Genomic DNA, 14,443 nt, shown 5'->3' on the forward strand with positions numbered 1-14,443 from the left:
ACCGAGGAACTGGGCCAGAACGCGATCGTCATCCGCGTCCAGCCGGACGAGGGCATCACGGTCCGCTTCGGCTCCAAGGTGCCGGGCACCTCGATGGAGATCCGCGACGTGTCGATGGACTTCGCCTACGGCGAGTCCTTCACCGAGTCGTCGCCGGAGGCGTACGAGCGCCTGATCCTGGACGTGCTGCTCGGCGACGCCAACCTCTTCCCGCGTACGGAGGAGGTCGAGCTGTCCTGGAAGATCCTCGACCCGATCGAGGAGCACTGGGACAAGCACGGCAGGCCCGCGCAGTACTCGTCGGGCACCTGGGGCCCCGCCGAGGCGGACGAGATGCTCGCACGAGACGGACGGAGCTGGCGCCGGCCATGAAGATCGACCTGACCGACACCACCGCCGGCGACATCAACAAGGCGCTCGTGCGAGGCCGCCGCGCCATCGGCACACCCGCCGTCGGCATGGTCCTCACCCTCGTCATCGTCACCGACGAGGAGAACGCCTATGACGCGCTGAGGGCCGCCAACGACGCGTCGCGCGAGCATCCTTCGCGCACGCTGGTGGTCATCAAGCGGGTCTCCCGCTCCCCGCGCGACCGTACGACGTCCCGGCTGGACGCCGAGGTGCGGGTGGGCGCGGACGCGGGCACCGGCGAGACGGTCGTGCTGCGGATGTACGGCGAGGTCGTCGAGCACGCCGACTCGGTCGTGCTGCCGCTGCTGCTGCCGGACGCGCCGGTGGTCGTGTGGTGGCCGGTGAACGCCCCGCTGGACCCGGCGAAGGACCCGCTCGGCGCACTTGCCCAGCGCCGGGTCACCGACACCTACGCCGCCGAGCAGCCGGTGCGGGAACTGTCCGCCCGCGCCGATGCCTACACCCCCGGTGACACCGACCTGTCCTGGACCCGGATCACGCCGTGGCGTTCGATGCTCGCGGCCGCCCTGGACCAGGTCACGTGCACGGTGCGGGGCGTCGAGGTGGAGGGCGAGGAGTTCAACCCGAGCTGTGAGCTGCTGGCGATGTGGCTCGCGGACCGGCTGGACGTCCCCGTCCGGCGCTCCCTGTCGTCCGGCCCGGGGCTGACGGCCGTCCGCATGGAGACGACCTGCGGCCCGATCGTGCTGGACCGCGCGGACGGCTCGCTGGCCACGCTGACCATCGAGGGACAGCCGGCCCGCGCGGTGGCGCTGAAGCGGCGGGAGACCGCCGAGCTGATCGCGGAGGAGCTGCGCCGGCTCGACCCGGACGACACCTACGCGTCGGCGCTGCGCTATGGCGTGGAGCGGCTGAACACCGCACCGGAGAAGGCGACTTCTCAGGAGTCGGCCGAGCCGGCTTCTGAGCCCGCGCCCGCCAACAAGGCACCGGCCAAGACCGCCAAGAAGGCACCGGCGAGGAAGGCGACGGCGAAGTGAGCACTCCGCAGCTGGTCGTCCACCGCGACAAGGAGCTGATGGCGCAGGCCGCCGCGGCCCGCCTGATCACGAAGATCGTGGACGCGCAGGCCTCCCGGGGCCGTGCGTCCGTGGTCCTCACGGGCGGCCGCAACGGCAACGGCCTGCTGGCCGCGCTGGCGGCGGCACCGGCCCGGGACGCCGTCGACTGGGCCCGGCTCGACCTGTGGTGGGGCGACGAGCGCTATCTGCCGGAGGGCGACCCCGAGCGCAATGTCACGCAGGCCCGCGCGGCCCTGCTGGACTCCGTACCGCTGGACCCGGAGCGCGTGCACGCCATGCCCGCCTCCGACGGCCCGTACGGCGCGGACGTCGAGGCGGCCGCGGAGGCGTACGCGGCGGAGCTGGCGAAGGCGGCCTGGCCGGAGAACCACGGCTCGGTGCCCACCTTCGACGTGCTCATGCTGGGCGTCGGCCCGGACACCCATGTGGCCTCGCTCTTCCCGGAGTTGCCGGCCGTGCGGGAGACCGAGCGCACGGTGGTCGGCGTGCACGGCGCGCCCAAGCCGCCGCCGACCCGGATCACCCTGACCCTGCCGGCGATCCGCTCGGCTCGCGAGGTGTGGCTGCTCGCGGCCGGCGCGGACAAGGCGGAGGCCGCGGCCATCGCCCTGTCCGGCGCGGGTGAGATCCAGGCGCCGGCGGCGGGGGCGTACGGTCGCTCCCGCACGCTGTGGCTCCTGGACTCCGCGGCAGCCTCGCAGCTGCCGAGGTCGCTGTATCCGCCTGCGTCGCCGTGACGCTCGACCGGGCACAGGGGCGGCGGGGACTTCGGTCCCCGCCGCCCCTCTCATTTCACCGACCCCGCCATCACGCCCTGCACGAAGTGCCGCTGGAAGGCGAAGAACACCACCACGGGCACGATCAGTGACAGGAACGCGCCCGGTGCCAGCACGTCGATGTTGCTGCCGAACTGCCGGATCTGGGACTGGAGTTCCACGGTGAGCGGCTGGGAGGAGCTGTCGGCGAAGAGCAGGGCGACGAGCATGTCGTTCCAGACCCACAGGAACTGGAAGATGGCGAGCGAGGCGATCGCCGGACGACCCACCGGCAGGATCAGCCGGGTGAAGATGCGCCACTCGCTGCCGCCGTCCATCCGCGCCGCCTCCAGCATCTCCTTCGGCATCTCCGCGAAGTAGTTGCGCAGCAGGAACACGGCGAACGGCAGGCCGTAGGCCACATGGAAGAGGACGACGCCGGGGATCGTGCCGAACAGGCCCAGTGCGCCGAAGAGTTTGGCCACGGGCAGCAGGCCGATCTGTACCGGCACCACCAACAGGGCCACCACCAGCAGGAAGAGGGGCTCCCTGAGCGGGAAGTCCAGCCAGGCGAAGGCGTATCCGGCGAGGGCGGCGATGACCACGACGAGTGTCGTCGCCGGTACCGAGATCAGGACCGTGTTCCAGAAGGCCTGGGTCATGCCGGAGTTCTTCAGCAGCGCCGTGTAGTTGTCGAAGGACAGCTGGCCGGGGCTGGCCAGGGCCGTCCACCAGCCGCCCTTCGCGGTGTCCTGGGCCGAGCGGAGGGAGGAGAGGAACAGGCCCGCCAGCGGGGTCAGCCAGACCAGGCCGATCACCACCAGGAAGGACTGCACCAGGCCGTTGCCCAGGCCCCGCCTGATCGCGTTCATCGCTGACTCCTCATCGTTGACTCTGCCGGAAGCGGCGGACGTTGAACACCATCGCGGGGATCACCAGGAGCAGGAGCAGCACGCCGAGGGCGCTGCCGAGGCCCTGGTTGTTGCCACCGCCGAAGGAGACCAGCCACATCTGGGTGGCCAGCACCGTGGCGTCCTCCTGCACCGGTCCGGGCGCGATGATGTAGACGAGGTCGAAGACCTTCATCACATTGATCACGAGGGTCACGAAGACCACGGTGAGCACGGGCGCGAGCAGTGGAACGGTGATCTTGCGGAAGATCTGCCACTCGTTCGCGCCGTCCATCCGCGCGGCCTCCAGCGCGTCCCGGGGCAGGGCGGACAGGCCCGCGCCGATCAGCACCATGGCGAAACCGGTCCAGATCCACAGGTACGCGCCGATGATCGCCGGGGTGACGAGCGTCGGACCGAGCCAGGAGACGCCCTGGTAGGGCGGGGCGAAGTTGGATTCCGGGAGTTTCACCGTGTACGAGCCCGCGCGCAGCCCGGAGAAGGTGAAGGAGCCGTCGGCGGCGGTCGTCGTGCTCGCGACCGTACCCCCGTCCCGCACCGCCTCGACCTTCATGCCCGGCAGTCCGCTCTCCTTCGGGTCGACCTTGCCCTGTCTGCCGCCTCCGCCGGGGGTGAAGTCCAGGTAGACGACACCGCGCAGTTCGCCGGGTGCGGCTTTGCGGCCGGCCGCCGGGTAGGCGGGCGAGGCGTTCCTGGGCAGGTCCCCCGGCAGCACGCCGACCATCGGGAGCGTCACCGAGTGGCCTGCGGAGGCGGTCGTACGGTACGAGCCGTCCCGGTCCTGGGTCAGCAGACCCTCGCGGCCGCGGGCCGTCGGATACGTGGACGTGCCCTTGAAGGCGTCGTGGACGGAGACCGCGGCCGCGTTCAGCACGCCCTTGCTCGGGTCCTGGTCGTAGGCGAGGCGGAAGATGATGCCGGCGGCGAGGAAGGACACGGCCATCGGCATGAAGAGCAGGAGCTTGAAGGCAGTGGCCCAGCGGACCTTCTCCACCAGGACGGCCAGGATCAAGCCGAGGCCGGTGAGCAGGGCCGGGGCCACGACCACCCAGAGGGTGGTGTTGCGGATGGCCTTCAGGGTCGCCGGGTCGCGGAACATCTCGGCGTAGTTGCCGCCGCCCACGAACCGGGTGCCGGAGGCGTCGAAGAAGCTGCGGCCGACGGAGAACAGCACCGGGTAGACGACGAGCGCGCCGAGCAGGAGCAGCGCGGGGAAGACGAAGAGCAGGGCGATCAGCCGGGCGCGCCGCCGGCTGCGGCGCCCGCGCGCCACGCCGGCGGCCCGCGGGCCCGCCTGCTGTTTCACAAGAGCGGTGGCGGTCATGGTGCTGCCGCTCAGCCCTGGTAGGCCTTGGCTGCGGCGGACTCCAGCTGCGCCGCCGTGCCCTTCGGGTCCGACGGGTCACGCAGGAAGTCCTGGAGGAGCTTCCACTCCCCCGCCCCCTTGGTGCCGCCGAAGGCCGCCGGGGCCTGGTCGGACATGTCGAAGCGGACCGAATCCCCGGCGCCGACCAGGGACTTGGCGGTGGCGCGGGTGACGTCGTCGGCGTACGAGGCGAGGTCGAGCTTCTGGTTCGGGGACAGGAAGCCGCCCGCCTTGGCCCAGACGGCCGCGGCCTCGGGGGTGGCCAGGTACTCCAGGAGCTTCATGCCGGCCTTGGCGTTCTTGCCGTCCTTGAGGACGACCGCCGCGTCACCGCCGCTGACCACGGGTGCCGTGCCGCCGTCGACCGCCGGGAACGGGAAGAAGTTCGCGTCCTTGCCGATGGTCTTGCCGAACTGGTCGTGCGCCACACCGGCCACGAAGTCGCCCTCGTAGACCATGCCGGCCTCGGGCTTGGGCCCGAACACCTTCTCCACCGAGCTGGGGAAGTCGGTGTTCAGGGCCTCCTTCTGGCCGCCCGCGAGCAGTTGCTTGTCCTTGAACAGCTTGCCGAGGGTGGTGAGCGCCGTGACCACGCTCGGGTCGGTCCACTTCAGTTTGTGAGCGGCGAGGGCGTCGTACTTCTCGGGTCCGGCCTGGGAGAGGTAGACGTTCTCGAACCAGTCGGTGAGGGTCCAGCCGTCCTCACCGGCGACGGCGAAGGCGGCGAGCCCGGAGTCGGAGACGGTGTGCCCGGCCTTCAGCAGCTCGTCGTACGTCTTCGGGGGCTTGACCCCGGCCTGGGTGAGGGCCTGGGGGCTGTACCAGACGGTCGACTTGTGGGCGGCCTTGAAGTACAGGCCGTACAGGGTGCCGTCGACGCTGCCGTACTTCTTCCACACGGGCGCGTAGTCGGCGGTGATCGTCTGCTGGGCGGTCGGCGAGAGCGGCGTGAGCCAGCCCTTCTTCGCGAACTGGTCCAGGACGCCGATCTGCGGGACCATCACGACGTCGGGTGCGTTGCCGCCCTCGATCTTGCTGCCGACGACGGTGGAGACGTTGTCGCCGGTGGAGACGAACTGGGTCTTGGCGCCGGTCTTCGCGGTGAACGCGTCCAGCACCTTCTGGAAGTTCTTCTGCTCGCTGCCGGACCAGACGCCGGCCACGGTGACGGTCTGGCCGCTGAGCGACTTGTCACCGCCGCCGGCCGAGACGGGTCCGCCGCCGCAGGCGGTGGCGCCGAGAGCGAGGGCGAGGGCGGTACAGGTCGTGAGCAGGGTCGTACGTCGTCGCATCATCATCGATGTCCCTTCAAGAGGCGGTTGATCAGAGATCGTTGAGCCACCAGGCCGCCGTGGCGCCGGGCAGGACACCGGCCGGGCAGGGGCCGCTGGAGAGCAGCGGAGTGCCGGAGACCGGTGCGGGTGTGGGGGCCGTACCGAAGTTGACGGCGCAGACCAGGCCGTCGCCGCGGGTGAAGGCGAGGACACCGGGCGGGGCGTCCAGCCAGTGGAGCGTGCCCTCGCCCAACTGGGGCAGTGAGGCGCGCAGTTGGAGGCCGTCGCGGTACAGGTGCCAGAAGGAGCGGGTGTCGGCGACGGCGCGGTCGGTGGCGTACTCGGCGAAGTACTCGGGCTGCGGCAGCCACGGCTTGGCGGACTCCGCGCCGGAGGTGAAGCCGAACGGGGAGGCCTGACCGGACCAGGGCAGCGGCACCCGGCAGCCGTCTCGGATGCGGGCGCGGCTGCCGGTGCGGCGGAATATCGGGTCGGTGAGCACGTCGTCGGGCAGGTCCACGACCTCGGGCAGGCCCAGTTCCTCGCCCTGGTAGATGTACGCGGCTCCGGGCAGCGCCAGCAGCAGCAGCGCGGCGGCGCGAGCGCGGGCGGCGCCGAGGCCGCTGCCCTCGGTGGCGGCCTCGCCGTAGCGGGTGACGGTGCGGACCTGGTCGTGGTTGTTGAGGACCCAGGTGACCGTCGAGCCCGTGCCGGCGATGTCCTGCATGGCCTCGGAGATGACCTTGCGGAAGGCGTCGGCGTCCCAGGGGGCGCCGAGCAGGTCGAAGAAGAAGGCCTGGTGGAGTTCGTCCGGGCGGACGTACAGGGCGTGTTCGCGGGCGGTGGGGACGGAGACCTCGCCGACGAGGAGCCGTTCGCGGCCGTCGCGGGCGGTGTACTCCTCGCACACGGCGCGCCACCAGCGCCACACCTCGTGCACCTCGGGCTGGTTCCAGGCGAGGGGGTTGACCGAGTCGCGGGTGCGGGCGTCGGCCTCCGGGTCGTCGGAGTCGGGCAGTTCGGGGTGCTTGTACAGGCCGGCCGCCACATCGATGCGGAAACCGTCGACGCCCCGGTCGAGCCAGAAGCGCAGCACGCGGTCGAACTCGGCAGCGACCTCGGGGTCGCGCCAGTTCCAGTCGGGCTGCTCGGGCGTGAACATGTGCAGGTACCACTGGCCGTCGCCGACCCTGGTCCAGGCCGGGCCGCCGAACATGGCGTGCCAGTTGTTGGGCGGCTCGGCGCCATCGGGGCCACGGCCGTCGGCGAAGTGGAAGCGGGCGCGGGCCGCGCTGCCGGGTGCGCCGTCCAGGGCTTCGCGGAACCACGGGTGAGCGCTGGAGCAGTGGTTGGGGACGATGTCGAGCAGCACCTTGATGCCGAGCCGCCGGGCGGCCGCCATCAGCAGGTCGAACTCGGCGAGGTCGCCGAAGAGCGGGTCGACTCCGCAGTAGTCGGCGACGTCGTAGCCGTGGTCGTGTTGCGGCGAGGGGTAGAACGGGCTCAGCCAGATGCCGTCGACACCGAGCTTCTTCAGATACGGGAGCCCGGCCCGGACGCCGGCCAGATCGCCGACGCCGTCGCCGGTGCTGTCCAGGAAGCTGCGGACGTACACCTGGTAGATCACCGCGTCGCGCCACCAGTGGTGCTTACTCAACATGCATGCATGTTAGGTAGGCGTATCGCGAAGGTGTCAATGAAAAGAACAGTAGCTACTGGCGAGTTGGGGCACCGAATACGGACTTATCGGGTCACTTCTGCAACAGATGAGATGTGCGCGTTACCTAACAAGTAACTAGCGGCTGGAGACGGCCGCCAGCTCCCGGGCCAGTCGGCGCACCGCCGCCGCGGGCGTCTCCTGCCCGGTCAGCGCGTCATGCACGATCGCCTGCACCACCAGGCTGACCTGGTCGTAGTGCGCGCTCTTGGGGCGCGGGGCGGCGGTGAGGACGGCGGTGCGCAGGGTCGGCAGATAGGGGAACCGCCGTACCAGCGCGGGATCTTCGTAGAGCGCGGCGCGTACGGGCGGCAGCGCGCCCCGGGTGAGCACCTGGCGCTGGACGGGCGCGCTGGTGAGGTAGGCGATCAGGCGCGCGGCAGAATCGGGGTGCCGGGCATGGGAGTTGACGGCGAGGTTGGAGCCGCCGAGCACACTGGTCCCCGGCCCGTCGGGTCCGGGCAGCGGTACGGCGCCGATCTTCCCGGCGACCTTGGAGCCCTTGGCGGAGGCGACGGCATAGGCGTAGGGCCAGTTGCGCAGGAAGAGCAGCCCGCCGTTCTGGAAGGCCTGCTTGGATTCCTCTTCCTTGTACGTCAGCGCCGCCTTCGGGATCCAGCCCTCGCGGATGCCGCGGGCGAGGAAGCCGATGCCCTCGCGGGCGGCCGCCGAGTCGACGGTGACCCGGGTGCCCTCGTCGCCGAGGATCGAGCCGCCCGCCGAGTAGACGGCCTCGGCGGCGTTCACGGTGAGCCCCTCGTACGGCAGGAACTGGCCCGCGTAGCCACCGAGTCCGTACTTCGGCGCGATGGTCTTCGCGTCGTGCTCCAGCTCGGCCCAGGTGCGCGGCGGGGGGACGCCCTCCTTGGCGAGGATGTCCTTGCGGTACAGGAGAAGTCCGGCATTCGTGACGTACGGGACCGCGTACAGCCGTCCGTCGTAGGTGGCCGTGTCCACGACCGGCGGCAGGAAGGTGCCGAGCGGGAACCGCTCCCTCGGGAGCGGCCGTATCCAGCCGGCCGCCGCGAACTCCGAGGTCCAGTTGACGTCGATGTTGAGGACGTCGAACCGGCCCCGGTCGCCGCCGCGCAGATCGGTGGTCATCTGCGCATGGGTCTCGTCGGCGGAGTCCGGCAGCTCGACCAGGGTGACCTTCTCGCCGGGATGGGTGCGGTTCCAGCCCTGGAGCAGCGGGCCGAGATAGCCGGTGAGATCGCCTGCGGTGGCCAGGGTGAGCGGGCCACGGCCGGAACCGTCGCCCTCGTCGGCCCGCGCACCGGAGGCGACGTACCCGGTCATGAGCACGGCGAGGACGAGGAGGGCCCGGCCGGCGGCACGTATCCAGGACCCCCTACCGGCGGCGCGTATCCACCGCATAGGTTCCTCCCTGAACACGTACACACGACTTCGGGCATCCTCGCCGGGAGTCAGAGGCCATGTATACCTGTTAGGTATGGGCGATACTAGGGCCTGGAGCACATTGTGAGCAGACAGGAGGACAGCACGAGTGCGCCTTGCCCTCCTGGCACTCCTCGCCCGCGGCCCGGCCCACGGCTATGAGCTGAAGCAGGACCTTGAGCAACTGCTGGGCTCCGCGTACCCTCAGCCGAACGTCGGCCAGATCTACGTCACCCTCGGCCGCCTCGAGAAGTCGGGACTGATCGAGGGCGAGGACGTCGAGCAGTCCAGCCGGCCCAACAAGAAGGTCTACCACCTCACCGACGCCGGGCGGGAGGCGCTGCACGCCTGGTTCGAGGAGACCGAGGACGAGCCGCGGGTGCGGGACGAGTTCTTCATGAAGCTCGCCCTGGCCCCGCAGACCGGTCTCGCCGACCAGATCGCCCTCATCAACAGGCAGCGGCGCCAGTACCTCACCACCATGCGCAATCTGTCGAAGCTGGCCGCGGCCGAGAACCGGGACAACCGCATCGCCCATCTGCTCATCGAGGGCGCGATGCTGCATCTGCAGGCCGACCTCGACTGGCTGGAGCGGTGCCAGGAGGAACTGGAATGAACGAGGACGGTACTCCGGTTCCGCGGACCGAGGGCGCTGCGGCGCAGGCCGAGGGCACTCCCGTGCTGCGCGCCGAGGGGCTGGTGAAGACCCACCACGGCGAGGGCGCGCCCGCCCATGCCGTGCGCGGAGTCGATCTCTCCGTGGCGCGCGGCGAGTTCGTGGCGATCACCGGCCCGTCGGGCGCGGGCAAGTCCACGCTGCTGCATCTGCTCGGCGGACTGCAGCGGCCGGACGAGGGCAGCATCTGGCTCGACGGGCGGTGCACGGACTCCTTCAGCGAGGCACGCTGGGCGGTGGAGCGCCGCAGGGCCATCGGCATCGTGTTCCAGTTCTTCAACCTGGTGTCGAATCTGTCCGTCGCCGACAACGTCGAGCTGCCCGCCCTGCTCGCCGGCGTCCCGCCGAGGCAGGCCCGTGCCGAGCGCGAGGAACTGCTGGCCGAACTGGGACTCACGGGCAAGGAGCGCAGCATGCCGGGCGAGCTGTCCGGCGGCGAGCAGCAGCGGGTCGCGCTCGCCCGGGCCCTGGTCAACCACCCCCCGCTGCTGCTGGCCGACGAGCCCGCCGGGAGCCTGGACAGCAGGGGCACGCGCGAGGTGATGCGGCTGCTGTCCCGCTTCCACGGACGCGGCCAGACGATCGTTCTGGTCACACATGACGCCCGGCTGGCGAGCGCCGCCGACCGCGTGATCAGCTTCTTCGACGGCCGCATAGCCGACGACGCGCCGCTGGACGGCGCGCTCGCGTCCCGGAAGGCGGGGATCTCGGGCGTGCTGGAGCTGAGGGACTGATGGCAGCGGGTCCGCTGGGCATGGGCTCCGGCGTACGGGGCAGCCTGCGCTGGGCGCAGTCCGATCTGCGGACGCATCGCGGTGAGGCGCTGTTCCTCGTGCTGGCCACCGCCGGGATCGTCGCCTCGTTGCTGCTGGCCACCGCCCTGTTCGGGTACGCCACCAACCCCTGGCAGCGGATCTTCGCCCAGGCCCGCGGCGCGCATGTGTGGATCCACACCGTGCCGTCCGCCGACCCGCGTGGGCTGGCCCAGCTGGACGGCGTCGCCTCGATGGCCGGCCCCTACCGCACCGAGTCCGCCACCGTCGCCGTACGCGGCACCCGCGCCTCCGTCGAGCTGCGCGGCACCCCTCGCCTGCCCTCCGTCGACCGGCCGCTGCTCACCGCCGGGCACTGGCTGGACGCGGCCGAACCGGACGGCGTGGTGCTGGAGAGCAGCCTGGCCCGGGCCCTGCTGGCCGAGCCCGGGGACACCCTCACGCTGCCCGGTACCGCCCGCACCCTGACCGTCGAGGGCATCGCGGACAGCGCCGAGCCCCACTACAGCCCGGGCGAGCAGCCGGGGCTGGTGTGGGCCCTGCCCTCCGCCGTACGCGCTCCCGGCGGCCAGGTCATCGGGCTGCGGCTGGACGACCCGGCCGACACGGACTACGCGGTGCAGCGTGCCGTCACGGTGCTGGGCTCGGGCTCGGTCGGCGAGGTCTCCACCTGGCAGCAGGCGCGCTCCGCGGCGCAGGGCGACAACCGGCTGCTGGGCCAGGTGCTCGGTCTGTTCGGCCTCGGCGCGCTGATCGCGGCGGGGTTCGCCGTGCACGGGGCGATCGCCACCCGTATCCGGGGGCATCTTCGGGACCTCTCGGTGCTGAAGGCGATCGGTTTCACACCGGCCCAGGTCGTCCGGATCTTTCTGCTTCAGCATCTGGCGTACGCGCTGCTCGGCTCGGTGGCCGCCGCGGCGCTCACCGAGGCCCTCGGCAGCCGGATCCCCGGCCGGCTCGGCGACGCCGTGGGCGTGTGGCAGGGGCTGCCCGGGCACACCGTGGCGCTGTTGGCGGTTCCCTTGGGCGCGGTGCTGTTCATCGGCCTGACCACAGGGCTCGCGGCCTGGCGGGCCGGGCGGGTGCCGCCGGTTCCGGTGCCGCGTCCGGCAGCGCCGGCCGGCGGTCGGCTGACCGGCCCGGCCCGGCGGGCGCTCGGACTGCGGCTGCCGGCCCCGCTGGTCCTCGGTGTCCACAAGGCGTGCGCGGGGCGCGGCCGGTCGCTCGCCACCGTGGCCCGGCTGACGCTGCCGCTGCTGCTGATCGTGGTGGCGCTCGGCGCCTGGACCACGATCGACCGCTTTCACAGCCACCCGGAACGCATGGGCCTGCCCACGGCCCTCACGGTCCGCTCCGACAACGCCCTGGACGCGTCCGGCGTCCAAGCCCTCCTGACCGGTGAGCACCGGGTCGCCGACGCCTACCCCGGGGTCGAGGTCGCCGCGCTGGTCCCCGGCCAGACCGGCACCATCGCGCTGCGCGGCGTAGGCACCCGCGCCGAGCCCTACCCCTACGCCCTCGCCGAGGGCCGCGCCGCACGCGGACCGGACGAGGCGGTGGCGGGCCAGGGCCTGCTGGACCTGCTGCACGCCCGGGTCGGCGACTGGGTGCGCATGACGGTGGGCGACCGGCCGCAGATCCTGCACATCGTGGGCCGCAGCATCGAACCGCAGAACGCCGGCCGGGTCGTGACCACCTCCCTGGACACCCTCCGCGCGAACGACCCCCAGCTGACCACCGCCTTCTACGAACTGCGTCTGCGCCCCGGCGCCGACCCGCGGCAGGTGGCCGACGCACTGACCCGGGCCGGCCGCGGCCACCTCGACGTGCACCCGGTGACGAACCCGGCCGACGGCCTGTCCCCGCTGCGCGCGGTCGTCGCCGGGCTCATCGCCGTACTGGCCCTGATCGGCCTGGTCGAGCTGCTCACCGCCATCGGCGGCAGTGTCCGCGAGGGCGAACGGGACGTGCTGGCGCTGAAGGCGATCGGCATGTCCCCACGGCAGATCACCGCGATCACCGTCACGGCGACGAGCTGTACGGCCCTGGCCGCGGCGCTCGCCGCCACGGCACTGGGTCTGCCGCTGGCCCACCGGCTGATCGACGCCCAGGGCGGCTCCAGCGGCATCGGCGCCGGCATCGCCCAGTCCCCGTCCCCGGTGCTGCTCCTGTCGGTCGGCCTGGCCGCGGTCCTCGGTGCCGCGCTGCTGTCCGCCCTGCCCGCGGGCCGAGCCGCCCGCAAACGACTCGCGGACACACTCAGCGCGGTGGCCTGACCGACACGGAACTCCTCCCCGCGCGGCGCAACACCGGTACGGAGACCGGAGGTTGGACGGCCCCTGCACGGGATGCGGCCCCGGGACACCGGGCGGCCTGCTTCGCCCGATGCCCCGCGTCCCCAGCCGGTCGGCGCCCTGCTACCTGCTACCGGTGGTCAGCTCCGGCCGCGCAGCTGCCGGTACTTGGCGACCAGCGCCTTGCTCGACGCGTCCAGTCCGGGCACCTCCGCGCCCTCGGTCAGGGCGGGTTCCACCCGCTTGGCGAGGACCTTGCCGAGTTCGACGCCCCACTGGTCGAAGGAGTCGATGTTCCACACCGCGCCCTGCACGAACACCTTGTGTTCGTAGAGGGCGATCAGCTGGCCGAGGACGGACGGGGTGAGTTCCTTCGCGAGGACGGTCGTCGTCGGCCGGTTGCCCTGGAAGGTCTTGTGCGCGACCAGCTCCTGCGGCACCCCCTCCGCGCGGACCTCCTCGGCGGTCTTGCCGAAGGCGAGGGCCTGGGTCTGGGCGAAGAAGTTGGCCATCAACAGGTCGTGCTGGGCCTTCAGTTCACCGCTGAGCTCGGCCACCGGCTCGGCGAAGCCGATGAAGTCCGCCGGGATCAGCTTGGTGCCCTGGTGGATCAACTGGTAGTAGGCGTGCTGGCCGTTGGTGCCCGGCGTACCCCAGACGACCGGCCCGGTCTGCCAGTCCACCTGCCTGCCGTCCCGCGCCACGTACTTGCCGTTGGACTCCATGTCCAGCTGCTGGAGGTAGGCGGTGAACCTCGACAGATAGTGGCTGTACGGCAGGACGGCGTGCGACTGGGCGTCGTGGAAGTTGCCGTACCAGATGCCCAGCAGGCCCAGCAGCAAAGGCGCGTTGGCCTCCGCGGGCGCGGTGCGGAAGTGGTCGTCGACCAGCCGGAAGCCGTCGAGCATCTCGCGGAAACGGTCGGGCCCGATCGCGATCATCAGGGACAGCCCGATCGCGGAGTCGTACGAGTACCGGCCGCCGACCCAGTCCCAGAACTCGAACATGTTGGCCGTGTCGATGCCGAACTCGGCGACCTTCTCGGCGTTGGTCGACAGGGCGACGAAGTGCCTGGCCACGGCGGCCTCGTCACCGAGCGCGTCCAGCAGCCAGGTACGGGCGGAGGTGGCGTTGGTGATCGTCTCGATCGTGGTGAAGGTCTTGGAGGCGATGATGAACAGCGTCTCGGCCGGGTCGAGGTCGCGGGTGGCCTCGTGCAGGTCGGCGCCGTCCACGTTGGAGACGAAGCGGACCGTGAGGGTGCGGTCGGTGAAGCCGCGCAGCACCTCGTAGGCCATCGCGGGGCCCAGGTCGGAGCCGCCGATGCCGACGTTGATCACGTTCTTGATGCGCTTGCCGGTGTGGCCGGTCCAGGCGCCGGAGCGGACGCGGTCGGCGAAGTCGGCCATCTTGTCGAGCACGGCGTGCACCTTCGGGACGACGTTCTCGCCGTCGACCTCGATCACCGCCTCGCGCGGGGCGCGCAGCGCGGTGTGCAGCACCGCGCGGTTCTCGGTGACGTTGATCCTCTCGCCGCGGAACATGGCGTCCCGGAGCCCGAACACGTCCGTGGCGGCGGCCAGTTCGCGCAGCAGCCGCAGTGTCTCGTCGGTGACCAGGTGCTTCGAGTAGTCGATGTACAGATCGCCGACCTGGAGCGCGTACCCCTCGGCGCGCCCGGGATCGGTGGCGAACAGTTCCCTCAGATGGGTGTCGGCCAGCTCCTCCCGGTGCTTGGCGAGAGCGGTCCATTCGGGCGTCTGGTTGAGCCTGGTCCGGCCGTCTGCGTTCATTTCCGACTTCCGCCTTCTTTCGTGCCTGTCCC

General features: G+C 71.3%; 11 protein-coding genes and 1 pseudogene. 6 read left to right on the forward strand and 6 right to left on the reverse strand.

The window, feature by feature from the left end; all coding sequences use genetic code 11:
- The 3 genes and pseudogenes from AV521_RS21220 to pgl all read left to right on the forward strand — a co-directional run.
- Positions 1-372, forward strand: a pseudogene (locus AV521_RS21220) (glucose-6-phosphate dehydrogenase); the annotation flags it as partial.
- Entirely contained in the window at positions 369-1,412 is a 1,044-nt protein-coding gene (gene opcA, locus AV521_RS21225) for a glucose-6-phosphate dehydrogenase assembly protein OpcA (protein ID WP_076090053.1), read from the forward strand. The pseudogene AV521_RS21220 and the gene opcA, both read left to right, overlap by 4 nt.
- A complete protein-coding gene (gene pgl / locus AV521_RS21230) occupies positions 1,409-2,191 on the forward strand; it encodes a 6-phosphogluconolactonase (protein WP_076090054.1) in 783 nt (260 codons plus the stop codon). The genes opcA and pgl overlap by 4 nt, the downstream gene beginning before the upstream one ends.
- Before the next feature lie 50 nt (positions 2,192-2,241).
- On the opposite strand, the gene AV521_RS21235 is transcribed toward pgl, so the two are convergent.
- From AV521_RS21235 to AV521_RS21255, 5 genes are all read right to left on the reverse strand, one after another.
- Positions 2,242-3,081, reverse strand: a complete 840-nt coding sequence (locus tag AV521_RS21235; RefSeq protein ID WP_076090055.1) for a carbohydrate ABC transporter permease — start codon at positions 3,079-3,081, stop codon at positions 2,242-2,244.
- Positions 3,082-3,091: 10 nt separating this feature from the next.
- A complete protein-coding gene (locus AV521_RS21240) occupies positions 3,092-4,444 on the reverse strand; it encodes an ABC transporter permease subunit (RefSeq protein ID WP_076090056.1) in 1,353 nt (450 codons plus the stop codon).
- Between the two features lie 11 nt (positions 4,445-4,455).
- Entirely contained in the window at positions 4,456-5,781 is a 1,326-nt protein-coding gene (locus AV521_RS21245; RefSeq protein ID WP_076090257.1) for an ABC transporter substrate-binding protein, read from the reverse strand.
- Positions 5,782-5,809: 28 nt separating this feature from the next.
- Positions 5,810-7,420 (reverse strand): glycoside hydrolase family 13 protein, encoded by a 1,611-nt coding sequence (locus AV521_RS21250; RefSeq protein WP_179023277.1) that lies wholly within the window; start codon positions 7,418-7,420, stop codon positions 5,810-5,812.
- A gap of 135 nt (positions 7,421-7,555) precedes the next feature.
- Entirely contained in the window at positions 7,556-8,854 is a 1,299-nt protein-coding gene (locus AV521_RS21255) for an ABC transporter substrate-binding protein (RefSeq protein WP_076090057.1), read from the reverse strand.
- A 130-nt stretch (positions 8,855-8,984) separates the two neighbouring features.
- Between AV521_RS21255 and AV521_RS21260 the strand changes: the two genes are divergently transcribed.
- Genes AV521_RS21260 through AV521_RS21270 form a run of 3 tightly spaced genes read left to right on the forward strand, consistent with a single transcriptional unit; the run spans position 8,985 to position 12,600 of the window.
- A complete protein-coding gene (locus tag AV521_RS21260; protein WP_076090058.1) occupies positions 8,985-9,491 on the forward strand; it encodes a PadR family transcriptional regulator in 507 nt (168 codons plus the stop codon).
- The gene (locus AV521_RS21265; RefSeq protein ID WP_256725645.1) at positions 9,488-10,285 is read left to right on the forward strand and encodes an ABC transporter ATP-binding protein; all 798 of its coding nucleotides are present in this window, start codon (positions 9,488-9,490) and stop codon (positions 10,283-10,285) included. The genes AV521_RS21260 and AV521_RS21265 overlap by 4 nt, the downstream gene beginning before the upstream one ends.
- Positions 10,285-12,600 carry an FtsX-like permease family protein gene (locus tag AV521_RS21270; RefSeq protein WP_256725646.1) on the forward strand — a complete coding sequence of 772 codons (2,316 nt, stop codon included), beginning with the start codon at positions 10,285-10,287 and terminating at the stop codon, positions 12,598-12,600. The genes AV521_RS21265 and AV521_RS21270 overlap by 1 nt, the downstream gene beginning before the upstream one ends.
- Positions 12,601-12,758: 158 nt before the next feature.
- Here AV521_RS21270 and pgi read toward each other — a convergent pair whose 3' ends face one another.
- Positions 12,759-14,411, reverse strand: coding sequence for a glucose-6-phosphate isomerase (pgi, locus tag AV521_RS21275; RefSeq protein WP_076090059.1), 1,653 nt, complete (start codon positions 14,409-14,411; stop codon positions 12,759-12,761).
- Between the last annotated feature and the right edge of the window lie 32 nt (positions 14,412-14,443).

The sequence above is a fragment of the Streptomyces sp. IMTB 2501 genome, assembly GCF_001953885.1.
In the GTDB taxonomy this organism is placed as follows: Bacteria; Actinomycetota; Actinomycetes; order Streptomycetales; family Streptomycetaceae; genus Streptomyces.

What these genes read in the sequence shown, in the direction of transcription:
- opcA (WP_076090053.1), top strand. Translation starts at nt 369, where the DNA reads ATGAAGATCGACCTGACCGACACCACCGCCGGCGACATCAACAAGGCG.
- AV521_RS21235 (WP_076090055.1), bottom strand. Translation starts at nt 3,081, where the DNA reads ATGAACGCGATCAGGCGGGGCCTGGGCAACGGCCTGGTGCAGTCCTTC.
- AV521_RS21240 (WP_076090056.1), bottom strand. Translation starts at nt 4,444, where the DNA reads ATGACCGCCACCGCTCTTGTGAAACAGCAGGCGGGCCCGCGGGCCGCC.
- AV521_RS21245 (WP_076090257.1), bottom strand. Translation starts at nt 5,781, where the DNA reads ATGATGCGACGACGTACGACCCTGCTCACGACCTGTACCGCCCTCGCC.
- AV521_RS21250 (WP_179023277.1), bottom strand. Translation starts at nt 7,420, where the DNA reads ATGTTGAGTAAGCACCACTGGTGGCGCGACGCGGTGATCTACCAGGTG.
- AV521_RS21255 (WP_076090057.1), bottom strand. Translation starts at nt 8,854, where the DNA reads ATGCGGTGGATACGCGCCGCCGGTAGGGGGTCCTGGATACGTGCCGCC.
- AV521_RS21265 (WP_256725645.1), top strand. Translation starts at nt 9,488, where the DNA reads ATGAACGAGGACGGTACTCCGGTTCCGCGGACCGAGGGCGCTGCGGCG.
- AV521_RS21270 (WP_256725646.1), top strand. Translation starts at nt 10,285, where the DNA reads ATGGCAGCGGGTCCGCTGGGCATGGGCTCCGGCGTACGGGGCAGCCTG.
- pgi (WP_076090059.1), bottom strand. Translation starts at nt 14,411, where the DNA reads ATGAACGCAGACGGCCGGACCAGGCTCAACCAGACGCCCGAATGGACC.